We start from the raw sequence: 21,036 nt of genomic DNA, 5'->3' as shown, positions 1-21,036 counted from the left end.
ATCACCCTCCTAGCGTCAACCAGGGGGTCCATCCCAGTTCGGCGTCAGGGGGTCCGTTCTACTTCGGCATCAACAACGCCTACCGGGTGCTCATCCGCGACGACCTTCTGCGCTCCGTTCCCGGCCGCGGGTACTTCATCGGCGGACCCGTCCGGTACCGAGACTTCTTCGTCGGGTGCGTGGGTGACTGTTCGTGCGGGGCCAGGTAATCATCTGGCGGTAGCCTGCCCCTGTCGTTCGGGAGAGCGTGCTCTCAAACGACACCCGGGCGTTGGGAGTGGTGTGACCGAAGTGTCGGGTGGTGGGCCGGGAGCAAGACGACGGGTGAGTGGGGTGTCCGTTGGTCTCGCGATCGCGGCGCTGGTGGCCTTGTTGGTGGCGTTCGTGCCGTACTTCCTCGGCGGTCTCCTGGCCGGCTACGGGCAGGATGGCGGCGACGGTGGTGACGGCGGCGGTCCTGGTGGGTTCGCTGGCTACGGAGTCGTCGCGATCGTGCTCGGTGTCGGGATCCCCGGGTGGGCGCTCGTTTGGGGCATCGTCGACGTCCGGCGGACTCGTGGGACACCGGGTGCAGCGCTCCTGGTCGGAGCTGTGGCGCTGGGTATCGCTCTCTGCACGATCGTCCCGGGGTCGGTGACGATCATCCGGACCTCGGTGCGGCTGCAGGCGGCGTACGAGCGGGAGAATCCGCGGTCAGAGGTGCTGGCGTCGGCGAGAGCCGAGGCCCGAGCATCGGAGAGCGCGGCCTCGCCGGCGGGTCGGGCTGCGGAACGCAACGCTCCCGCGCGCCGGGCCGCGACGAAGCAGCGACTCGACGCGGTGAGCCAAGCCGTACTGGATGCGCTGGCGATCACACCGGACGACATCGTCCCCGCTGGGCAGTCATTGCCGACGGGTTCGGCTGCGGCGCGGTCTGTCCGCGTCACCCCGTCCACGGGGCACTGCGATGCGGGATACGGTCCGAAGGCGGGCGTGTTCTACCGGTGGGACCTGTTCCTCGATGATTCCGTCGACCCGGTCCGCGCCGCCGCGGCGGTCCGGGCAGCGGTCGAGGCGACCGTGCCGGGTGCTGATCTGCAGCAGCAGAAGGTCGATGCCAGCTCGAGCCGGCTGGAGTTCACGGACGACGTGTCCGGGTCTCCGGACTTGCACGGAATCTTCACGTGGGGGGACGGTATCGGCTCGACCAGCCGGATCGTTGCCCTTGACACGGCCTGTCACTGAGCGTGTTGCAGTGCGGCACCCGGACCGCGGTCAGCGCAGGTTCGGCGGTCCCTGGTGCTTCGCGATGATGACGAGCCCGTAGATGCGTGACCACACGTACGCGATGATCGCCACGCCCAGTCCCACGAGGCCGATGGCCCCGAGCGCGGCACTGTTCAGGTGAGCGGCGCCGTTGATGGCGAACGCTGCTCCGCCGACGACCGCTGCGATGAACGCGACCATCTGGATGCGGAGCTTGAACTGCACCCGTTTCTTGTGTTCCCCGACCGCGATGATGTCCGACACTGTGTCCCCCTTGATGGCAGACCATCCGCCCCAGGGCGATGCTAACCCGCGGAGCAGCTCAGCACCGAGTGCGCTTCGCCCTCCACCGTCGGCTCGGGGCGCTCGCGCTGGCGCTGCTGATCCTCGCTGCCGCACCTACCCACGTGTCGCAGAGGCCAGTCACGGCGAAAGGAGGCGCGGACTGGGGGGGGGTGCCCAGCGGCGCGCGTTCGGGCGCAGCTGGTCACCGCGAAAGTGACGTTTGGGCTTCGGATGTTGCGTGGGGTCTCGGCGCATGAGCAACGCCCCGTCGCGAGCGACGGGGCGTTGGCCGTTCCGGTCTGCCATGCACAGCCGGAGTACGTGGGGTGTTACTTGATCTGTGCGGTGATGGTGGCGGTGCCGACGAGGAGGCCGCGCTTGACGGCGTCGGTGCCGAAGGTCTTGTTCAGCAGGCCGGCGGCGTCTTCGGAGACGTGGACGGTGGTGCCGGTCAGGATGGCGTTGTCGCCCTCGAGCTGGAGGGGCTTGAGGGAACCGCCCCAGAGCTCGAACAGGAACGCGTTGGACGCGGCGACCTTGCCGTTGACCAGGACGTCACCGTAGAGCTTGGAGGAGCCCGGGTTCACGACGAAGTTCTCGAGCGTGACGGTGGTGTCGCCGGCCTTCAGGGTCAGGCCGGAGTCGTCGTGGTTGAGCAGGCCCTGCACGTAGGGCTTGTAGTCGCCGTCCGGCGACCAGTACGTGACCGACCCGGCGGTGATCGGGAACGACACCGACCCGTCAGCCAGGGTCGCATCTCCCGAGACGCCGGGGGTGAGCTTGAGGGCGGTGAGGGCGTCGGTGAAGCCGGAGTCGAGCTTCACGGCGGTGGAACCACCGAGGACCTCGGGGACCGAGGCGACCGGTGCGGGGATCTTCGACGACGACGACGAGACCGTGTGGATCGCGGGGGTCGAGGCCTGGGCGGAGGAGATGCCGAACGCGGCACCGCCGAGCACGAGGGCGCCGGTCGTGGCGAGGGTGATGGAGGTCTTCAGGCTCTTGCGCATGGTGATCGTTTCCTTTGCTGAGGTGTCGCGCTCGGCGCGGCTGCTGTGTGCGCGCCGAACACACCCTGGTGCAGGGTGGAGAACCAGCGATGTGCGGCTGGTGAGCGCTCCGGATGGTTCCCGGCTGATGCAAGCTATTCGGCGCCCTCCGACGAGGAGATTGGAACCCCGTACCCCGTTACCGCATCGTAATATTTGTTGTGGGAAATGTAACCTGTTCGAGGGTCGTGGGTGTTGTTGCAGCGCGTACCGGTTGAGGATCGGCTATCGGACAGGCTGAGACCGCACCCTCGACGTCTGGCGCTGGCTAGCGTGGTCGCATGAAGAAGGCGAGGTTCTCCGGGGGACCCCGATGTTCAGGTTGCGCGCAGCGTCGGGGCGTCAGCGCTCCGCGAACGCGACCGCCTCGCTCCCCGTCCTCGTGTTCGCTGTGACCGAAGGCACCTGCAGCGTGGACGCGAGCCCGGTGCCGAGGTGGACGAGGGCGGTGCCGGGCTCGATGCGGCTGGAGATCGATGACCGCGAGATCCGGACGCCGATGAGGTCACCTGCGAGGGTGTCCTGCGGGGAGAGGAGGGCACCGCGACGGTTCTTCTTGGCGTCGACCTGCCAGCCGCCGAACCCGGTTGCGAGGCCCGTGGTGTTGCCTCCGAGTAGGAGCCCCTGCCGGTTGTCCGTGGCGGCTCGACCCCATTCCCGCAGCCACTTCGCGGCGGTGCAGTCGATGAGGAGCTCGCCGTCGTCGACGACGAGGACCGTTGGTCTCCCGGACGCCGTGAGGACGGGGGCCAGGTCCTCCGCGGTGACGTCGTCGCCGGAGAACACTGCGCAGACCCCGGGCAACCCGTCGAGGTCGCGGACCGCACCCTGGCGTGGCGCGAGCACCACGAGTTCCGTCCCGCCCGCGAGCAGCGACCGCGCCATCGACGCGAGCATCGTCGACCGCCCGGACCGCGACGGCCCGGCGACGATGAAGGTCCCGCCACCGGTCGACAGGTCGACGGTCTGCAGCTCCATGTCGTCGCCGCCGATCCCGGTCACCGCGACCATCGGCGACAGCGACGGCGCCGACTCGAGCGCGAGTGCCCCGTCGAGGTCCAGGTCCTTCGGCAGGGCGTCGACGCGGAACGGTCGCGGAGACGGCGGCACGGCGGTACCGGCACGCAACGATGACGCGAGGTCTCGGACGGCGGCGGTCTGTCCCGCTCCGGACACGTCTGATCCGAGCGAGGCGAACTGCACCTCGATGCCGGAGTCCGCCCGGAAGCCGCGTCCCGCCGGGATCGTCGCCGGGAGCTTGCGGTGGTTGATGCCACCGAGCGAGTAGTCGAGCCGGTCGGTCAGGCGCAGCACGATCTTGTCGTCGGTGAGCGTCGACATCCGGGACGACAGGAGCGTCCGGTCGCCGGAAACGACAACGTGGATGCCGGCCGCGGCGCCGTCACGCAGCAACGCCTGCAGCGCGTCGGTGAGGGCACCGCCGTCGACCTCGCCGAGCGACGTCGTGAAGTTCTCCCACCGGTCGACGAGCACCAGCACGTGCGGCAGGCGTTCGCCCGGCTCGGCGAGGAGCCGCTGCTCGGTGATGTCCGAGGCACTCGCGGCGGCGATGACGTCGTGCCGACGGGCGGTCTCGCGGCTGAGCCTGTCGATGAGCCGCGTCGCACGCTCGACCTGCGTGCGCTGGACGACCGCGCCGCAGTGCGGCAGCGCCTGCAGGGACGCGAGCGCGCCGTTGCCGCAGTCGATCGCGTAGAGGTGCAGGTCGGTGGAGGGGATGGAGGACGCGGCGGACGCGGCGATCGTCCGGAGCGCCAGGGACCGTCCGGAACCAGGAGCTCCGACGATGAACAGGTGGTTGAAGCGGTCGAGGTCGATCTCTGCTGCGCGCTGCTCCTGGGTGTCCGGCAGGTCCTCGGTGCCGAAGGGGAAGCGGAGCGCTCCGTCGACCGCGGCGTGGGTCTGTCCGGCCCCGACGGCTGTCGTGCCGACGTCGTCGAGCGGGAGCAGTTCGGGCAGCGGCGGCAGCCACGGACTGTGCAGGTGGCCGATGCCGAGTCGGTCGCGGGCGTCGGTCATCGCGCCGACGAGGACCGATAGGTCGGTCGCGGCGGTCGCGCGGTCGCTTCGGACGGGGCGGGCGGGTGGTGCGGTCGCGAAGTCGCGCCAGTTGAGCACGCGGACGAACGGGAGGCTTGTGGCTGGGTCCTCGTCGCCGGCCCACTTCCCGCCCACGCGCGCGGACTGGAAGGGCACCACGGAGGAGTGCCCGAGGCGCGCGAACGCGCGCCCTGGCACGCTCTTGGGGATGCGTGCGGCGTCGGCGATGTCGATGACGTCGGTGCTCTCGCCCGAGTCCGTCATGCGGAGCGCGACACGGAGGTTCGTGTTCGCGCGGATGTCCGGCCCGACCACGCCGCCGGGGCGCTGCGTCGCGAGGATGAGGTGCACGCCGAGGGACCGACCGCGCTGTGCGATCCCGATCAGGCCGGACACGAAGTCGGGCAGCTCGGTGACCATCGCGGCGAACTCGTCGATGACGAGCACGAGCCGGGGCATCGCCTCGCCCGGACCACCGCGTTCCAGGTGCGCTTCGTGGTCCTCGATGTCCTTGGCGCCGGACGCGGCGAGGATGTGTTCGCGGCGGGTGAGTTCGGCGCGGAGCGACCGGAGCGCGCGCTCGACGAGGTGCTGGTCGAGGTCGGTGACGAGCCCGACGGTGTGCGGCAGGTCGGACGCCACGCTGAAAGCAGCGCCACCCTTGTAGTCGACGAGCACGAAGGTCATCTGGTCCGGATGGTTCGCGAGCGCGAGCGACGCGACGAGGGTCTGCAGGAACTCGGACTTGCCCGAACCGGTCGTTCCTGCGACGAGACCGTGTGGGCCGTCCTTCACGAGGTCGAGCGCGAACGCCCCGTCGATCCCCACGCCCACAACCGCCGACGTCGTCGCTGGGCCGCGCTGCCACCGCTCCGCGACGATCGCCCCGGACGGCTGCGGCAGGTCGACCACGTCGAGCAGCCGCGCAGCGTCGGGCACCAGGCCGTCCCCGTCCGAGCCGCTCGTGTCCCGCAGCGGGGACACGGCACGGGCGACGTCGTCGAACCAGTCGTCCTCGACGCGGTCGGCGAGCACGAGCTCCACGGGCGCGGAGAGCTGCCGCCGCAGGACCAGCTCGGTCTCGGTCCGGTGCGTGACGGTCGCGACACACTCCTCGGGGAGCTGCCACTCCTCCTCGTCGATGCACACCAGTCGGATGCCACACGCCGGCCCGTCGCGGAGCAGTCCCACGACGCCCGGCATCGCACGCAGCCGACGGGCGCCGTCGAGCACGACGACGATCTCCGGCAAGAAGCGCGCGCGCATCGAGCCGTTCTTGGTCCGCTCGGCCCGGCGCTCGGCGAGCACCTGGGTCAACTCGGCCAGTCGACGACCGATGGTCTCGCCGTCCGCGCCGATGAGGGCGAGAGCGTCCTGCCCGCCGGTCGGCCGCAGGTGCGGGAGCCAGAGCGTCCATGCCCACTGCGGAACGTGCTGCTGCGCGGTGAGCACGACGAACTGCACCTCGCGCGGACTCTGCGTCACGGCGAGCTGCCCGAGCACCCACCGGCCGAGTTCGCGCGGCGACGCTCCGGCCCCGGCGATGCCGAGCACGCCGACCTCGGCGAGCGGCACGGTTACTGGGACGCCCCTGGTGATCCGGTCCTCGTGCGCGAGGCCGTCGAGGTCGCGGTCGTCCTGCACGGTGACCGTCGAGGGCAGGTCACCGATGCCGATCCGGACGTGCAGGTGGTCGGCGTCCGAGGGGCGCCGCTCCCAGAGTCGACGCCCCGGGGTCGTCGCGACGACGCGCAGCGACCCGGCGTCGGACGATGACGACCTGCGCTCGTCCCGCTCGGCGAGCACCGCGGCGTCGATCGCACGCTCGAGCGCCGAGACCCGCTCCCGGTGCTCTGCGGTCTGCTTCCGGTGGCTCTTCTTGCCCGTCCGTCTGGCGGTGACGGTCTGCCCGATGACCATGATCGGCGTCATCGCGGCGAACAGCAGGTAGAACGGCGAGTGGAACACCGTCGCCATGACGATGCCGAACATCGCCGGGACGAACACCATGATCCACGGGATCGCGGACCGCTGCGGCGGCACGGGCGGCTTCGGGATCCGGAACTGCGTCGTCAGAAACGGGGGCAGTAACCGGGGAGGCCGGTTGAAGTCCAGCTGTCCCGAGTCCGGCGGCCGGAGCAGCATGCGATCCACGACCTCGACCGGGCGCACCGTGAGGACGGTCGAACCGAGGCGCACGAGCGCGTCGGGGACCCATGCCATCCACTCGTCGCCGATCTCGTCCTGCTCGATCGTGACCGAACCGGCTGAACCGATTACCGGCTCGTCCGTCGGTGCCTGCCGGACCGTCACGCTCCCGTCGAAGGCGATCCGGGCCTCCAGTCCGGGGTGGTCCGCAGCGTCCGCGCCGACCGTCGGCGACCCGTCGTCAGCGGCTGCGATCCGGAACGTGCCCGGCGAGAGCCGACGCGTCCGGCCTGCGTCGACACCACCGACGACCAGCAGGTGGACGACCCCTCGCTCCGTCTCGGGGCGGTCCGTGCCGCCGACGTGCAGCACCGCACCGTCGACCAACCCGCTCCTGGCGAAGGGGACGTCGCCGTCGGGTGCGTCCTGCGGCATCGCTGCGCCGCCGGTGCGGCGAGCGAGCGCGTCGACGACACTGCGCATCGGGGTCTGGCCCGGTGCGTCGACGAGCACGTCGGAAGAATCGCCTGTGACGTCGTCGACGACGGTGACGACGACGCGCATCAGGCGTCCGCCTCCATCGGGAGCACTGTCGGATCGAGCTGCGTTGACGCCGCAAGGGGCATGGACAGGCCGACGTCCATCCACCGGACCGTCCCGAGGACGTCCGAGACGTGTGTGCCGTCGCGGCGGGCCTCGACCGTCCACCGGGCGAGCGGGTGCGGCGCGGCCGCGACACAGGCCCACCGGCCACCCGGCCGCTCGAGGAGCCGGGCGAGCTCGCGACCGTCCTCCCCGGACGGCACCTTCGCCACGACCAGGAGGCCCGGGGTTGCGTCCGCCGCGACGGCCGCGATCGCGTCGTGCACCGACACGGCCACACCGAACGCGGAGCCGGTACCCACGCTGAGCAAAGCGGTCCCCGTGGCCCACGGAGCGGTGCGAACCTGGTCGACCACGCGGCGGAGCACCGCGTCCCGTGCGGCCTGCTCACCCCGGAGCGCGACGATCCCGCGCACACGACGCAGGTCGACGAGGACGTTCTCGTCACCATCGGTGCCTAGGGAGACCACCGTGGCGAATTCGCTCGGGGCCGGTGCGGTGAGCGGCACGGCCTGCAGCGCCCACATCGGGGCCGACCACGAACGGCCGTCCGGGGTCGCGGCCCACGGCTGCGGCGGTGCGATAGTCGGGGAAGCGAGGTCGAGCCGCACGGTCGTGCCGACCAGGATGCGGACCGCGCCGGGGAAGACGACCCCGGCGGCTGCGCACGAGGCGTCCACCGCGCGGAGGACCCGGTCGATGCCCCACGGCGCGGCCGGGTCACGGCGGACCTGATCGGCCCACGCGAGCGCGTCGGTCGCCGTGCGCCGACGGACGGCGATGATCGTCGGGATCACGAAGGCCAGGGTCCCGAGGAACAGCACGACCGACATCGTCAGGAGCAGGTGCGACTCGGGGTGGGCGAAGGACCAGGTCACGCGGCTCCTCCGAGCTCGGCCAGACGGCGTTCGAGGGTGGTCGGTTCGGCTCCGGGGACGTCGGTCCACCGGAACGTGGTCATGATCGCGTCGAAGAGCGAGACGAGCGCATCGGTGAGCCGCTCGTCGGTGCCCGGGAGGCTGATCGCCGAGAAGGACATCACGACCCATCGGCCGGGCCGATGCGGGACCGGGATCGTGTACACGACCTGGCGGTCGTCCACGACGGGCAGGTCCTCGCCGATGCTGGGGAGCTCGGCGCCGGGGTCGGCGCGACGGACCACCGTCTCCGTGCGAGCGGCGATGCCGCCGTCCACCTCGCGGATGCCGGGGTCGTCCTGCTCCCGACGGTCAGGCAGGGCATCGGCGAGGATCTGCGCGATCACCTGCTCCGGGGCCTCGTCGGACTCGTCGTCCACCTCAGTCTCGATGACGGACACCGGGGGCGTGAAGCTGTCGACGGGCTGCACGGGCAGGTACACCGCCGTCGCGCCGTTGTCGCCGGCCTCGACCACGGTCGCGGTCAGGCGCTTCCGCATCTCCTGCCGCAGCGGTTCGGCACGGTCGCGGGGCAGGTCGTCCGGGAGCGCGTTGGCGATCACCTGCCGGACGATCTCACCGAGTTCTTCGCGATGGGGCACGTCTGCGGGGAGCCGAGCCCACCCCGGCGGGACGACCATGAAGAAGGACGCGGTCGGTTCGGTCATGCGGCCACCTCGTTCCGGATCGCAGCGAGCAGGTCGACGACCTCTGGTCCGAACACCGGGACAACGTCGAGGTCCCTGGTGCGCCAGAGGACGCGGGTGTCGACGGCGGGGCCGTCTCTACCGCCTTCCCGCCGGACCGCACACACCGTCGCCCAGATCGCGCCGTCGTCGTCGAGGTCGTACCGGGTGACGACCGGCCCCTCGCCCCCGACGTGCTCGGGAAGCTCGTCGACCGCGGGCTGCTCCACCGGGAGCCCACCATCGGCACCGGCGAGCTCGAGGAGCGCGCGGGTGCCGCGTGCGTCGTCTCCGTCGGTGACCCCGACCGAGACCACGACGGGGAGCGGCCACCGGTTCGGGACACCGAGACCCGCGACGAGCCGGTCGCCGCCGTAGAGCGAAGCGCGGAACTCGAGCAGGGTGTCGAGTGCCGTCTGCGGGTCGACCTCCCGCCCGTCGTCGAAGATCCGCTGCTCGCCCTCGGCCTCGCGGTCCACGTGCACGATCGCCTCGAACAACCGCAGCACCTCGGCACGCCACTCGGGGGTCGCGTCGGCGACGTCCGGGATGACGAGCCACTGCGGGGACTCGACGTCGATGCTCGACGTGACGGCGGGTGCTGCTGTGGTCATTGCGCTGCTCTCAGACGGCGATCGGGTGCTTGATCGCGTTCCAGTCGTCGGTCCACGGACGCTTCTTGTCCGCGCCGTCGCCGATCGGGTTGATGACGAGCCCGGCGATGGAGTAGTTCTTGCCCCACACGGCCATCCCGCCGTTGACGTAGGTGTGCCACTTCGGGGCGTTCCCGACCAGCGTGCCGAGCCCGTTGGCGCCGCCGAATTTGCCGAGGTCGTTCCGCAGTAGCTGGAAGTCGACGCCGCCGATCCGTTCCGCCCAGCTCGTGAAGCCCTGCCTGGTGAACCGGTCGGCACCGAACTGTTTCGAGATCGTGGCCCAGTCGTTCTTGATCGTCGTGCCGACCTTCGGGATGTTCCACCAGTTCGGGTTGTCCTTGAACTTGCCGGCGAAGTCGTCCAGCTTGTTCAACCCGTTCGTCCTGACCTCGTTGCCCAGCTGGTTGGCGTACCGCACCTTGGTTGCCGACCCAGCGCTCGTCCAGTCCTTGATGGCGGCGTCCCGGATCTTCGAGATCTTCCCGAGGTCGACCTTCGTGGCGTTCTGGATCGCAGTCTTGCCGGCGGTGACGCCCTTGCCGACCGCGACGGAGGTCGCCTTCGTGATCCCGGCACCGACCCCGAGCGTGACCACGCCGACGACCGCCATGACCAGGTCGAACACGTTCCCCTCACCGAGCGCGGTCAACCCGATCTGCGCGACGAGACTGACCCCGGCCGCGACGGCGCCCATGATGGCCAGCACACCGACGCCGGGGATCAGGATCGCCAGCGCAGCCAGGGCTATGCCGATGTACGTGAAGATCTTGACGATCAGCTTCAGCAGCTTCGAGAAGAACGCCTTGATCTTGTCGCCCAGGGTGTCGTGCAGGCCGTCGTCCCATGCCGCCCGGATCGTCGACGCCGCCGCCTTGCCCGCACCGTCGAGCGCCGACAACGCGTTCCGCAACTTGGTCTTCGCCGCGTCCATCGCGTCGTTCGACCTGGTCGTCGCCGCGTGCTTCGCGTCGATCTGCCCCTGCTCGTCGTCGGTGAGCGGGGGAGCGTCGTCGGCGCGGTTCTCGGACGGGTCCGGCATCGCCGACGCACTCGCACCCGACTGCTGTGCGGTCTCCGCTGCCTGCAGTGCCGCGGCCGACTCGCTGAGCCCGTCCTCGAGCGCCGGCAGGTACCCCGTCAGCGCATCCCGGATGGCGTCGTACCGGCCTGACATCTTCTGCAGGGACTCCGCGACCTCCTTGCTCTTCTTCCGGACGGCGTCAGCGGTCTCGCCCTTGAACTTGCTGTCGTCGCCGTCGCCGATGCTCTTCAGGACAGCCGCCTCGGAGGTGATCTCCGACGCCATGTCCTTGTAGTAGGTGATGAGCTCCTGCATCACGCCGGTGTCCGCGATCACCGGGTCGGTGGACTCGCCGAGCAAACCCCAGTTGCCCTCGCGCACCGGCATCAGGCGTTCCCCGCGTCCGTCGTCTCGGTGGTGAGCTTCTCGCTGAGGTCGTGCTCAAGGTCCGTCCAGTTCTGAGTGACCTTCTGCATCTTGTCCCGCAAACCGGCGATGGCGCCCTTCATCTTGTTGCGGTGGATCTTCCAGTCGCCGGAGAAGTCGTTCATGGCCTTGTACACGTCGTGCTGGCCGTAGACCTGGTCGAGCGCGCGGTCGTCGGACTTCTGGTGCTCCAGCTCGTCCGAGATGTGCTGCAGCTTGGTGGTCGAGTCCTCGAGGACTTCCTTCGTGATGATGAGGTCTGCCATGACTGCTCCTGGTCGGTGAACGGGATCGGAACCGGATCGGCCCCGGTGCTCGTCGTCATGACGAGGACCGGGACCGATTCGCGGTCGCTACTTGATGGCGTTCGCGAGTTCCTGGTCGGTCTGCTGGAGCGCCTCGGACGCCTTGTTCAGGTACATCGACATGCCCTCGAGGCCCTCGATCGTCTTCGTCGCACCGTCGTTGAACTCCTGGTACGAGCTGCCGAAGGCAACCGACGACTGGTCCGTGACGTAGCCGCCCGAGATGAGGGAGTCGACGAGCGACTTCAGCTCACGCAGCTTCGAGGTGATGTCCTGCTCACCGTTCACGAGTCGGGTCGCGGCGTCCTGCATCTCGCCGTAGGTCACGTTCAAGTTGGGCATTGCCTGCTCCTGTCGTTCGTCTGCACCCCCGATCGAGGGACAGATCAGAGGTTATTTCACGATGGAACCGGTTGCCGGGGTACGTTTCCCGACGTGTTGCGGAGTGCACTTCTTCACACGATTGTGCAGATTCCAGTACATCGCCGCCGGCACACGGTCGATGCCGAGCGGTATTCGTATGTCACCCGTTATGAAATTCTGGGCCATCCGGCGTGTCGGGACGCGCCGAGCGGACGTCCGGTCCCCCGAAAGGAGGACTCAGAAACCGTGCACCAACGCGCCGGACGCCTCCTTGTCGCCGGGGACCCGCTCCTGGTCCGAGCCCCACCCGGTCTGTTTGACGCCCTGGCTGTAGGTGAACGGGTTCGTCCAGCTGGCGACGACACGGCCGCCGGCGACGTACTTGTGCCACGCGGGGAGCGCGGCGATGTCCGCGCCGTAGTCGCGCTTCATGGTGACTTTCATCGCGTCCATCTCGATCTGCCGGTTGACGCTGAAGACCGCGCAAGAGCCCAACAGCGGTTGCGGTCATGGACGATCGGCATCGCCTGCCGTTATATCGAGGGCATCGGTGCGTGGTTGACCACAGTGCGGCACCGGTCACGTACCCGGTTGTCGCGGACCCGAAGATCACCGCGGGGATCACGGGCACGCCCTACAGCCCGGGCGCCTACATCAACCTGACCGGCGCGGAAATGAAGGCGATCGCCACGGCCGCGACCGCGATCGCCGGACTCAGCGCCGTCGCCATCTGCTCAGGAGCGACCAAGCTCCCGTCACCAGTGGCAAAAGCCGCGGCGGTCCTGTGCACCGCCGCTGGAGGTGTGACGGTGAAGGCAGTCTTCAAGAGCATCGCCAAGATCTACTCGAACAAGAAGTACGCCAGCAACTCCTGCTACCAGACCAAGGTCGGCTCCGCGAAGCCCTTCGTGAAGACCGCCCGCAAGAACTGCAGCAGTTAGGGTCGATCCGATGTTGCTGAAGTTCATCGCGGTACCGATCGTCGTCCTCGGCCTGATCGGCTTCCTCACCGACACCAGTTGGTGGTTGCTCGCCATCCTTGGAGCTGCCTCGGCGCTTGCACTCATCGCGGGCGACGCCCTGATCGCTCGACACAAACGGCGGACGTCACCACGCCGATAGAGCAATGACGTAACAGAGCCCCAGCACCCAACGGTGCTGGGGCTCTCGCGTTGCGTCTCACGTCACAACCGTGTGAAGGATCGTGCCCAGAATCGGGCAGATCAGCGTGGACCACCACACACCCGGATCCCCAGATCTCCGCGGGCGCCGGATTCACTGCCGAGGCGTGCGGTAGCCGATCGGCTAACGGGAAACGCCCTTCGCCTCAGACGCCCACTGCGATTCGGTCTAGTGCTCGTGTCAGTTCGGCGCTTTGCTGGGGTCCGCCGTGCCCCTCATCCTCCGCGATGGTGAGTGCGCTCTGCGGAAGACCCTGGTGAAGCCGCCAGGGTGTCACTGCCGGGCCGCTGATGTCTTTTCGGCCGTGCACGAGGGTGGTGGGGATGTGTTGAATGCGGTCGAGCCGAGCCAGGATCGCGTCGTCTCCAGGCATGAAGGCGTCGTTGCTCCAGTAGTGCGTCACGAGCCGGGCGAACTCTTCGCGGCGATCGGGACCGATGTGGCCTTCGTTCCGGAGCTCCGGGTGATCGAGGGAGACGTGGACGTTTTCCCACCGGTCCCAGGCTGCGGCTGCGGCTTCGCGGGTTGATGCGTCCGAGGACGTCAGGAGATGGGCATACGCGTCGACGATCCGTTCGCCGGAGCGTCGCTGGCTCGCGCGGTCAAACTCATCCCATTCCGCCGGGAACAACCGACCGACGCCCTCCGTGATCCAATCGACCTCGCTGCGGCTGGTGGTCGTGACAGCCATGAGCGCGAGTGCGCGGACCCGTTTTGAGTGCTGTTGTGCGTAGGCCAACGCGAGCGTGGTTCCCCAGGAGATCCCGGAGACCACCCAGGTGTCGACGCCGAGGCGTCGGCGGACGGTTTCGATGTCGTCGATGAGTTGCTGAGTGTTCTGTCGATCCATCCCACCGTCCGCTTCGCCTGCTGAGCGGCTTTTGCCGGTGCCGCGTTGGTCGATCCCAATCAGTCGGTAGCGTGCCGGGTCGAAGTGAGTGCGGTACCAGCCGCTGCCGAGTGATCCTCCGGGCCCGCCATGAAGCCAGAGGGCAGCCACGCCGTCGGCATTGCCCGACTCTTCACAGTAGATCGAGGCATCTCCGTCCACGTCGACGGCGCTCGTCCGATAGGGCTCGTACCGGTCGTAAGTCACCACTCCACGCTATCGACGACCGCACTCAGTGTCTTCTCGTTAGTCGATCCTTGACCGGGCGTGGTGCGAGAGCATGAGCTATGACCTACTCGCCGGTGATGAACGACGATGTCCAGGAGCTCCGCGCGTTTCTCAGCGAAGCTGACCTCACTATCGCTGGGTTCGACTCGACCGCTGTCCGAGTGTGGGTCGAGCGCGACCACGATGGCAAAATCGTCGGCAGCGCCGGGTACGAAGCCAGCGCTGATGGTGCAGACGTCTTGATCCGGAGCGTCGCAGTCTCGAGCGCACGGCGCGCCGCTGGTGCCGGCACCCGTCTCGCGAGATTCGCCCTCGAAGAAGCAGCTGGCTCGGGCGCGACGCGGGCGTGGCTCTTCTCACGCCGATCGGGGCCCTTCTGGCAGAAACTCGGATTCGGTCCGGCAGACCGGGGTCAACTCGCCGCCGTGCTGTCCGACACGCAGCAAGTACGCCTCTTTACCAAAACCGGTCAGCTTGAGCGGGAGATGGCGTGGATGCGCGACCTCAAAGTTCTCCGCTCCGCACTTGGCGGTCCTGCCCGGTAGGGGATCGGCTATCGAACTCATCTCGGGGGTCGCGGCAGATGCGTCGGGCAGTATCCACTTAGCCGCCGCGCACCTCGGTGGCCGGTCACCGCAAGAGCGGGCTCCCGCGACTGATCTCGTTCCCGGCGACCCATGCACTACCGCAGCGTTGCTAACGCGTTACTAAGTTAGTAGCATGGGCAGCGCCTCCCGTTGCGACGGGTGAGGAAGAAGACCTTGGAACCCCAGCCGGACGACTGGATCCAGGGTCTTTCGTTCGTTACAGCTCGAGTGAGTCCGGTGTGCGTTCCTGCACGACCAGTGTTGAGCGCAGCGCGGCGATGAAGCTGTCGTCGCCGAGATGCTCGGCGTTGATGGCTCCTAGTACAGCGTCCGCGATCCACAAGAGGGGTTCGTCGCCACCTCGGAGGTGCTCGATGTGGAGCTGGCCATCGAGTCCCTGGTTGCGCAGGCCCACGATGTGAGCGCGATCGTTTGCGTCTTGGGCTGGTGTGCGGGCCTCTAGAGTCAGGTCGAAGACCTCCATGCCGATGAGCTCGTGGTAAAGGCTCTCGAGGGTCTTGCGGCGGTAGCGTTCCGTCTTCTTCCGGCGCGCGTCGAGGTGCGAGTAGACCACGCTCATTGGGCCGAGCTCGACGATGCGTTGCACAATCTGATGTTTCCGACGGTCGTTCTCGTCTGTCCAGTGGAACTTGATCTGACCAGGCAGCAGGAGCGGCCGCAGCTGCTCACGAACGTGTTCGCAGTCGTCGGAGGACACCAGCGCAGCGCACACCAGATACTCCTGCCGTTCATCACCACGGTTCGCAGACGATTCGTCTAGGAACGCGCGGAAGGAGGTCGACACGAGGACACGCTATCGGTGCAACACCGGGCACGAGGTGGTGCGACTCATGTGCCCTATGGCGCCGCGCGTCTCAGAACACCCTCAGTGATGGTCTTGGGGTCGCCGTTCCCACCGGTCCCGTTTGGACGTTCGATGATGGCGAGTTCGTCCTGCCCGAGCTCGTTCTCTACGTCCTCGACGAGGCTCGCTCGGGCATACCGCGCAGCGTCCTCGTCAATCGGGATTTCATGCAGCGCCGTCATGCGGATCAAAGCTGCTGACAGCCTTTCCGCGAAGCGCAGATCTCGTAGGGATCGCCGTTGACCACGTTGTCCGTGCTTGAGGTCGTTCTGCAGGGTTGCAAGGAACCTGGCGATCAAGACCTCAGGATCGGTTGCCGGGTCGCCGATGTTTGACCACTCGCCACCACTGGCGCGTGCGCAGTTCTCGACCGCCTTGACCAGCGACATCCGTTTGTGGGGATCACCAGTCACCCACCCGCCCAACGCCTCGAGGGTGTTGATCAGGAGCATCACCCGGGGTTCGAGGAAGCGAGTGAATCCAGAGAGCGCCTCGATTGCGGACTGCATGGGGTTGCGGAAGGAGTCATCCTCGAGCCATCGTTCGAACCAGGCGCGCATCCCATCCGGTCCGAGGTCCTGCATCCCGAACAACGGCATCTCCAGCTTCGCAGGGTCCTGGAAGGTTCCTTGCGCGGTGTCAGCAATGAACGCCGGCACCCAGCTCGTTTCCTCAGTCCCTCGGTGCGTCGTCGGGAACGATTTTCCGCGGACATGGTGCGTGCGCCACTGGATCGGCCGGCTGTAGGCGAGTACCAAGAGGCTGCGGAGCGGGTACTGCTGCCAGAGCAGTATCTCCGGCTGTACGTTGCCACCCAACCAACGGGTCTGCACGACGACCTCGTTCCGCACGGTCACGCCGTCGTCGTTCTCCCGACATGGCGTTGTGCGAAGCACTTCGTACTGCAGGGTGGAGGGCAGCTCGTCGACGTCGACTGTCCAGGTCAGCTTCTCATTGGGATCCCGAGTCAGTGAGATCCGTTCGGGATGGTCGGGGTCTGTTTCCTCAACCTCGATGCGACCGAACCCGCTGAACCGCGCGAGCCCGTCAACCGTGGAGTAAAGCTCTTCCACCGAGAGCACGGACGGTTCGAACGGGGTCTCGATCGCGCGTGTGAGCCGCTCTTCGGCGTTGCTTGCAGGTAGTTGGCGTGGGTATTGGCAGATCGCGTTCCGGGCTGTTGCCTTCGTGACGCGGATTTCGTTGCCGTGGTGTCCGGCGTATCGAACGTCGGACAGTGTCACGGGGCCGCGGTTATCTGTGAAGAGGAGATCGATGCCGCCGCGCCGGCGCCTGAACCAGTCTTCGACGATTTCGAACTGCGTCCGCCCTGGAGCGCCGGGTACAGATAGCTCGGGTCCACGTTCTGTCCAGGTAAGCGACGCCGCGACCAGGTCCGGATGCTGTCCGTCGGTGAGAAATCCGGTTCGCACTTCACCCGCGCGGAGAACGTTGTCCATGAGGTGACGCTAGTCGCGACAAGCAGGCCCGTCCACGTTCCAGTAGCCGATCGGCTATCTCTAATTGTTCTTGGCTGGCCTGGGGCTGGCTGGCAGGCTGGCACCGGTCCCGGCTCGTGGTGTGACTCTTCGGCTATCTGCCCGTCATCATGGCGTGGCATTGTCTCGACTCGTCCGCCGCGGGTGGCGGGGCTGGTGCCGGCCCGTCCGCTGCGATGGCTTGATAGAAGGTCGTCCGACCAGCCAGCTGGTTGTGACTCGTTAGAGATCCGCCCCGCAACGACTCTCCCGGGCCGAGTACCAACACGGTCCCCGTCTTGGAAGGAGTCCCGCGATGCCCATCGTCGCAGACGAGTACACGCAAGTCATTGGCGTCGACACGCACGCCAGAACCCACACCTACGTCGTCCTCGATACCCGTACCGGCGGCATCATCGATACTGCGATGTTCCCGACGAACCCGGCAGGTCTCGCTCGCGCTCTGGCCTGGATCGATCGTCGAACATCCGCTGGACGGCTCGCAGCCATCGAGGGGACCAGCTCCTACGGAGCATCCCTGACCGAAGCCCTGCAGCAGGCCGGTATCCCCGTGGTCGAAGCGCGACCACCACGACGAGCAGACCGCGGAGCTCGCGGGAAGTCCGACCCCATCGATGCCGAAGCCGCAGCTCGAGCCGTGCTGCGCACCGACACCGCACTGCTCTCTTGGCCCAGGACCGGCAAGATCCGTTCGGCGCTTCGCCTCCTGTTGTCTGCCCGGAGATCGATGGACGGTCAACGGACCGCGAGCCGCAACGCACTCATCGCGCTGCTGCGCACCATCGACCTCGGCGTCGACGCTCGGCGCCCGCTTACGGACAAGCAGATCGCCTCGATTGCAGTGTGGCGGCACCACCCCAGCGACGACATCGACAGGCTCATCGCTCGCGGCGAAGCGGTCCGCCTCGCCCGCGACGTCATCGACCTGACCGGCAAGCTCGAAGCCAACCACGACGCGCTCCGACTGCACGTGTCTGCTCTCGCGCCGTCGGTGCTGGACATCGGCGGAGTCGGGCCGGTGCCAGCGGCCGTGTTCCTGACCGCGTACTCGCACGTGGGCCGAGTCCGCAGCGAAGCCGCGTTCGCGTCCCTCGCCGGCGCCGCACCGATCCCCGCCTCCAGCGGCAACACCAGCCGACACCGACTGAACCGGCACGGCGACCGACGGCTGAACTCCGCGCTCGAGACCGTCGCCCGCGTCCGACTCTCCTACGACCCCGACACCCGCGCCTACAAACAACGCCGCCTTGCGGAAGGGAAGACCACGAGAGAGGTCAAGCGCATGCTCAAGCGCTATATCGCCCGACAGATCTATCGGCACCTCACCGCCACCATGACCGCCTGACGGCACCGATAAGGCTTGCGTTCCAGCATCCGACCGCCAGTCGGGCTCAGGTCGTAGGCCGCGTCAGTCGACGAGTAAGCGCTTGAGCGAAAGGCTGCCCATCTCTTACTCGTCCGGTGAACACCTTCCGAGCGCCCCCGAAAAGCAGGACCATGCGAACCCACTGAGGATCCCTGCCGCGCTTCTTCGGCCGGACTTCCACCGACACAAGAGAGACGGAGGTCAGCGGGACCGCAGTTGGCACGCGGCCGCGCAGCAGCTTGAAGCGCCGCCGGACCAGTGACACGTCGTCGAGCTCCAGGACGTCTACTCCATTGAAGCCCCACCAGGGTCCTGGAGAAAAGCGCGCGATCACGAGGCTGTTGCTCACCTCGGCGACCTTAGTCCTGGGACCTCGGAGCAGCGATGACTCCTTGACTTCACCTATAGAAGGGTCGAGACGGCAAGCTGCGAGCGGCATAGGGTTTTGATTCGTGGGCGAGTGGATGGTGGGCTTCCGTGATGGCAGCTTGATCGATCATGTGGTGCGAGCTGGGGCTACGCCCGAGGCCGCGGCCGATGCCGTCCGGGCTGAACGCCCACAATGCTTAGTTGTCGCGGTCATCGAGTCGCCCGATACTCCTAACAGGGTTGATCGCGTCGAGTATTCGGACTTGCCGGACCGATACCAAGAGCTCCGCCGATATGCCGGCCCGCCGGGTGGTCATCACGGGTACATGGTCGTGACGCTAGGGATGGATGGTTCGCGGGGGAGTATCCCGAACCGGCCGGTCAGCCTCAAGCAAGCCCGCTGGCATCGGGACTGGATGTTGCGTGGGTACTTCAAACAGCTACGCGGTCACCTGCAGCGTCCGTACTTCTCGGCACTTCACGTACCGGAGATCGTCCGTCTCGAGGTGATCGATCAGTAGGCCGATCGGAGCCCAGTCGCGTAGATCGACCTCTTCGCAGCGGCGGAGTACTGCTGGGGGTTGCTGTGGCGATTCTGTTGCATGTCGATGTGCACCGTGAGGGAGGTTTTAGAACATGCGCGAGCGAGTCCGCACCGAGTCTCATTCGGCGCGGAATTGTCGCTTCAGCTCATGGTGATGACGACCTTGCCGATGGCACCGCGGCGGGCGAACCGCTCCATGCCTGCAACGGCGTCGGTCAGCGCGTACTCGGCAGCGATGGTCATGGTCAGCTTGCCCGAGGCGGCAAGACGTGCAACGTCGGACATCCCGTTCGGATGAGCATCCATGTCTCGGACATAGGTGTAGGTCGTATCGGGACGGTCGAGGTCGTGGGCGCTTGTCCCGGGCCAGATGATGTCGACGATGCGTCCTCCTGGACGCAGATGCCGTACCGCGTCGCGGAGAGCGTCTGACTGCAGTGCAAGGTTGACGATGACATCGACCCCGTCGGGGTATTTCGCCGGATCGGCAACGATGTCGCTGGCGCCAAGATCACGCAGCGTTTCGGCAGCTTTCGGCTGCCGACTGGACACGGTCAGGTGCCCGCCGGTCCGGGCCAACATGGGTAGTGCGGCGGTGCCGACGCCTCCGGTGGCACCTATGACCAGTGCCGTCTCGCCTGCCTGCAGGTCGGCGGTGTTGGCGACCGTGTACGCGGTCGCGCCGGCGATCGGCAAGGCCGCGGCCTGTGCGACCGGCACCCGATCCGGGCGGTGCGTGATGAGTGGCGTGTCTGCTTCGAACACCGCAAACTCAGCCAGCGAACCGGTACTGATCGAGGGGCGAGCGGGATCGGCCATCATCGCCAAAGGCCCAGGTATCGCCGAGCCGAACACCTCGTCACCGACCCTGTATCCGGTCACGTCCTCCCCGACCTGTGTCACCGTGCCGGCGAACTCGTTCCCAGGGATGTACGGGAAGGCCACCGGAATCATCGATGCGTAAGCGCCGGCCACGACGAGGAGATCGGTCGGGTTGATGCTCGCCGCCGCGATCCGCACCTGGATCTGGCCGCGGCCGGCCTGTGGAGCCGGCAAGTCCAGGACGGACATCAGGCTGGGTGCGCCGTATTCGGTCGCTGCGAAGGCCTTCATCGGGCAACCTGCGCCTCGGTCGAGACGCCGATCGGCCTGGGTCGGGCACCGAACACGGACGGCGCGGCCAGGAGGAGCACGCCGGCCGCAAGCTCAGCTATCAGGACAGGGTAGAACGAGCCGCGCTCGGCGATACCGACGACGCTCGCCGGCACCATGTTCAGGAGTACCGTGCTGATCAGCTGGATGCCCGCGAACAATGCCGGGACCCACACGAACACAGGGTGCATGCCGGTCCGCGCCGCGTAAACCGCAGCGAGGGCGAAGGCGACGATGCCGCCGAAGATGATGAACAGCGCCGCTGTGAAATGGAACGGCAGACTGCTCGCCGGCGATTCGTGCACAAACCCGTCGAAGACGAGCCCGGCGGCGCTGGCAATCCCGGCCACTGCGATCGCGACTGGCAGGCGCTGCTGGCTGCGCCGGGCTATCAAGAGCAGGAGCGCGGCGACGAGCAGCAGACCGTTGATCACGTACGCGCCGCTCGCCAATAGCCACAGGGGCGATGCGATTGCCCTGCCATTGAAGAAGCCCGGGCCTTGGACCTCTAGGTGTAGTTCCCCGTGAGGTTGTGAACGCGATCTGATGGGGTTTGGCCGCCGAGGCCGGTGTGTGGTCGGTGGTGATTG

General features: G+C 67.5%; 22 protein-coding genes. 7 read left to right on the top strand and 15 right to left on the bottom strand.

Going from position 1 to position 21,036, the window contains the following annotated elements; translation table 11 throughout:
• Positions 1-209, top strand: a 209-nt coding sequence (locus tag ITJ69_RS20635) for a hypothetical protein (protein WP_228549959.1), incomplete at its 5' end; no start/stop codon positions are given.
• A 124-nt stretch (positions 210-333) separates the two neighbouring features.
• Complete coding sequence (locus ITJ69_RS19535; protein WP_194673756.1) at positions 334-1,224, top strand: hypothetical protein; 891 nt, start codon at positions 334-336, stop codon at positions 1,222-1,224.
• Between the two features lie 30 nt (positions 1,225-1,254).
• On the opposite strand, the gene ITJ69_RS19530 is transcribed toward ITJ69_RS19535, so the two are convergent.
• The 10 genes from ITJ69_RS19530 to ITJ69_RS19485 form a co-directional block, all read right to left on the bottom strand.
• Positions 1,255-1,509, bottom strand: a complete 255-nt coding sequence (locus tag ITJ69_RS19530) for a hypothetical protein (RefSeq protein WP_131845521.1) — start codon at positions 1,507-1,509, stop codon at positions 1,255-1,257.
• A gap of 350 nt (positions 1,510-1,859) precedes the next feature.
• On the bottom strand, positions 1,860-2,540 hold the full coding sequence (locus ITJ69_RS19525) for a hypothetical protein (protein ID WP_159573587.1): 681 nt from the start codon (positions 2,538-2,540) through the stop codon (positions 1,860-1,862).
• 381 nt (positions 2,541-2,921) lie between these two features.
• Entirely contained in the window at positions 2,922-7,352 is a 4,431-nt protein-coding gene (locus ITJ69_RS19520) for an FtsK/SpoIIIE domain-containing protein (protein WP_194673755.1), read from the bottom strand.
• Positions 7,352-8,269: a hypothetical protein gene (locus ITJ69_RS19515; protein ID WP_194673754.1), complete on the bottom strand. Its 918-nt coding sequence runs from the start codon at positions 8,267-8,269 to the stop codon at positions 7,352-7,354. Before ITJ69_RS19515 ends, ITJ69_RS19520 begins: the two co-directional genes overlap by 1 nt.
• Complete coding sequence (locus ITJ69_RS19510; RefSeq protein WP_194673753.1) at positions 8,266-8,976, bottom strand: hypothetical protein; 711 nt, start codon at positions 8,974-8,976, stop codon at positions 8,266-8,268. The genes ITJ69_RS19515 and ITJ69_RS19510 overlap by 4 nt, the downstream gene beginning before the upstream one ends.
• Entirely contained in the window at positions 8,973-9,608 is a 636-nt protein-coding gene (locus ITJ69_RS19505; RefSeq protein ID WP_131847336.1) for a hypothetical protein, read from the bottom strand. Before ITJ69_RS19505 ends, ITJ69_RS19510 begins: the two co-directional genes overlap by 4 nt.
• Before the next feature lie 10 nt (positions 9,609-9,618).
• Entirely contained in the window at positions 9,619-11,058 is a 1,440-nt protein-coding gene (locus ITJ69_RS19500; protein WP_027467099.1) for a hypothetical protein, read from the bottom strand.
• A complete protein-coding gene (locus ITJ69_RS19495) occupies positions 11,058-11,363 on the bottom strand; it encodes a hypothetical protein (RefSeq protein ID WP_027467100.1) in 306 nt (101 codons plus the stop codon). The genes ITJ69_RS19500 and ITJ69_RS19495 overlap by 1 nt, the downstream gene beginning before the upstream one ends.
• An 87-nt stretch (positions 11,364-11,450) precedes the next feature.
• A complete protein-coding gene (locus ITJ69_RS19490; protein WP_027467101.1) occupies positions 11,451-11,744 on the bottom strand; it encodes a WXG100 family type VII secretion target in 294 nt (97 codons plus the stop codon).
• 258 nt (positions 11,745-12,002) lie between these two features.
• Positions 12,003-12,209 carry a hypothetical protein gene (locus tag ITJ69_RS19485; RefSeq protein ID WP_131847332.1) on the bottom strand — a complete coding sequence of 69 codons (207 nt, stop codon included), beginning with the start codon at positions 12,207-12,209 and terminating at the stop codon, positions 12,003-12,005.
• Positions 12,210-12,319: 110 nt separating this feature from the next.
• Between ITJ69_RS19485 and ITJ69_RS19480 the strand changes: the two genes are divergently transcribed.
• A complete protein-coding gene (locus tag ITJ69_RS19480) occupies positions 12,320-12,706 on the top strand; it encodes a hypothetical protein (RefSeq protein ID WP_194673752.1) in 387 nt (128 codons plus the stop codon).
• 10 nt (positions 12,707-12,716) lie between these two features.
• Positions 12,717-12,887, top strand: a complete 171-nt coding sequence (locus ITJ69_RS19475; RefSeq protein ID WP_165901488.1) for a hypothetical protein — start codon at positions 12,717-12,719, stop codon at positions 12,885-12,887.
• A gap of 205 nt (positions 12,888-13,092) precedes the next feature.
• Here ITJ69_RS19475 and ITJ69_RS19470 read toward each other — a convergent pair whose 3' ends face one another.
• Positions 13,093-14,043: an alpha/beta fold hydrolase gene (locus ITJ69_RS19470; RefSeq protein WP_194673751.1), complete on the bottom strand. Its 951-nt coding sequence runs from the start codon at positions 14,041-14,043 to the stop codon at positions 13,093-13,095.
• A gap of 80 nt (positions 14,044-14,123) precedes the next feature.
• On the opposite strand from ITJ69_RS19470, the gene ITJ69_RS19465 reads away from it, so the two are divergent.
• On the top strand, positions 14,124-14,609 hold the full coding sequence (locus ITJ69_RS19465; RefSeq protein ID WP_194673750.1) for a GNAT family N-acetyltransferase: 486 nt from the start codon (positions 14,124-14,126) through the stop codon (positions 14,607-14,609).
• Positions 14,610-14,868: 259 nt separating this feature from the next.
• On the opposite strand, the gene ITJ69_RS19460 is transcribed toward ITJ69_RS19465, so the two are convergent.
• A complete protein-coding gene (locus tag ITJ69_RS19460; protein ID WP_194673749.1) occupies positions 14,869-15,456 on the bottom strand; it encodes a hypothetical protein in 588 nt (195 codons plus the stop codon).
• A gap of 53 nt (positions 15,457-15,509) precedes the next feature.
• Entirely contained in the window at positions 15,510-16,976 is a 1,467-nt protein-coding gene (locus tag ITJ69_RS19455) for a hypothetical protein (RefSeq protein WP_194673748.1), read from the bottom strand.
• A 334-nt stretch (positions 16,977-17,310) separates the two neighbouring features.
• Here ITJ69_RS19455 and ITJ69_RS19450 point away from each other — a divergent pair, with 334 nt between their 5' ends.
• On the top strand, positions 17,311-18,360 hold the full coding sequence (locus tag ITJ69_RS19450; RefSeq protein ID WP_194673747.1) for an IS110 family transposase: 1,050 nt from the start codon (positions 17,311-17,313) through the stop codon (positions 18,358-18,360).
• 473 nt (positions 18,361-18,833) lie between these two features.
• The gene (locus ITJ69_RS19445; protein ID WP_194673746.1) at positions 18,834-19,271 is read left to right on the top strand and encodes a hypothetical protein; all 438 of its coding nucleotides are present in this window, start codon (positions 18,834-18,836) and stop codon (positions 19,269-19,271) included.
• A 164-nt stretch (positions 19,272-19,435) separates the two neighbouring features.
• On the opposite strand, the gene ITJ69_RS19440 is transcribed toward ITJ69_RS19445, so the two are convergent.
• Together ITJ69_RS19440 and ITJ69_RS19435 are read right to left on the bottom strand one after the other, a co-directional pair.
• The gene (locus tag ITJ69_RS19440; protein ID WP_194673745.1) at positions 19,436-20,407 is read right to left on the bottom strand and encodes an NADP-dependent oxidoreductase; all 972 of its coding nucleotides are present in this window, start codon (positions 20,405-20,407) and stop codon (positions 19,436-19,438) included.
• Positions 20,404-20,880, bottom strand: a complete 477-nt coding sequence (locus ITJ69_RS19435; RefSeq protein WP_194673744.1) for a hypothetical protein — start codon at positions 20,878-20,880, stop codon at positions 20,404-20,406. The genes ITJ69_RS19440 and ITJ69_RS19435 overlap by 4 nt, the downstream gene beginning before the upstream one ends.
• Positions 20,881-21,036 lie beyond the last annotated feature (156 nt).

Origin of the sequence: Curtobacterium sp. VKM Ac-2887 (assembly GCF_015350935.1) — a bacterium.
Taxonomy (GTDB): domain Bacteria; phylum Actinomycetota; class Actinomycetes; order Actinomycetales; family Microbacteriaceae; genus Curtobacterium.
Note: the sequence above shows the minus strand (reverse complement) of the source record. Positions and strands in the feature narration are given on the sequence as shown.

Excerpts from the sequence above, each read along its gene's own strand:
- ITJ69_RS19510 (WP_194673753.1), bottom strand. The coding sequence starts at position 8,976 with ATGACCGAACCGACCGCGTCCTTCTTCATGGTCGTCCCGCCGGGGTGG.
- ITJ69_RS19500 (WP_027467099.1), bottom strand. The coding sequence starts at position 11,058 with ATGCCGGTGCGCGAGGGCAACTGGGGTTTGCTCGGCGAGTCCACCGAC.
- ITJ69_RS19440 (WP_194673745.1), bottom strand. The coding sequence starts at position 20,407 with ATGAAGGCCTTCGCAGCGACCGAATACGGCGCACCCAGCCTGATGTCC.
- ITJ69_RS19465 (WP_194673750.1), top strand. The coding sequence starts at position 14,124 with ATGACCTACTCGCCGGTGATGAACGACGATGTCCAGGAGCTCCGCGCG.
- ITJ69_RS19475 (WP_165901488.1), top strand. The coding sequence starts at position 12,717 with ATGTTGCTGAAGTTCATCGCGGTACCGATCGTCGTCCTCGGCCTGATC.
- ITJ69_RS19490 (WP_027467101.1), bottom strand. The coding sequence starts at position 11,744 with ATGCCCAACTTGAACGTGACCTACGGCGAGATGCAGGACGCCGCGACC.
- ITJ69_RS19520 (WP_194673755.1), bottom strand. The coding sequence starts at position 7,352 with ATGCGCGTCGTCGTCACCGTCGTCGACGACGTCACAGGCGATTCTTCC.
- ITJ69_RS19450 (WP_194673747.1), top strand. The coding sequence starts at position 17,311 with ATGCCCATCGTCGCAGACGAGTACACGCAAGTCATTGGCGTCGACACG.
- ITJ69_RS19455 (WP_194673748.1), bottom strand. The coding sequence starts at position 16,976 with ATGGACAACGTTCTCCGCGCGGGTGAAGTGCGAACCGGATTTCTCACC.
- ITJ69_RS19505 (WP_131847336.1), bottom strand. The coding sequence starts at position 9,608 with ATGACCACAGCAGCACCCGCCGTCACGTCGAGCATCGACGTCGAGTCC.
- ITJ69_RS19495 (WP_027467100.1), bottom strand. The coding sequence starts at position 11,363 with ATGGCAGACCTCATCATCACGAAGGAAGTCCTCGAGGACTCGACCACC.
- ITJ69_RS19485 (WP_131847332.1), bottom strand. The coding sequence starts at position 12,209 with ATGAAAGTCACCATGAAGCGCGACTACGGCGCGGACATCGCCGCGCTC.
- ITJ69_RS19525 (WP_159573587.1), bottom strand. The coding sequence starts at position 2,540 with ATGCGCAAGAGCCTGAAGACCTCCATCACCCTCGCCACGACCGGCGCC.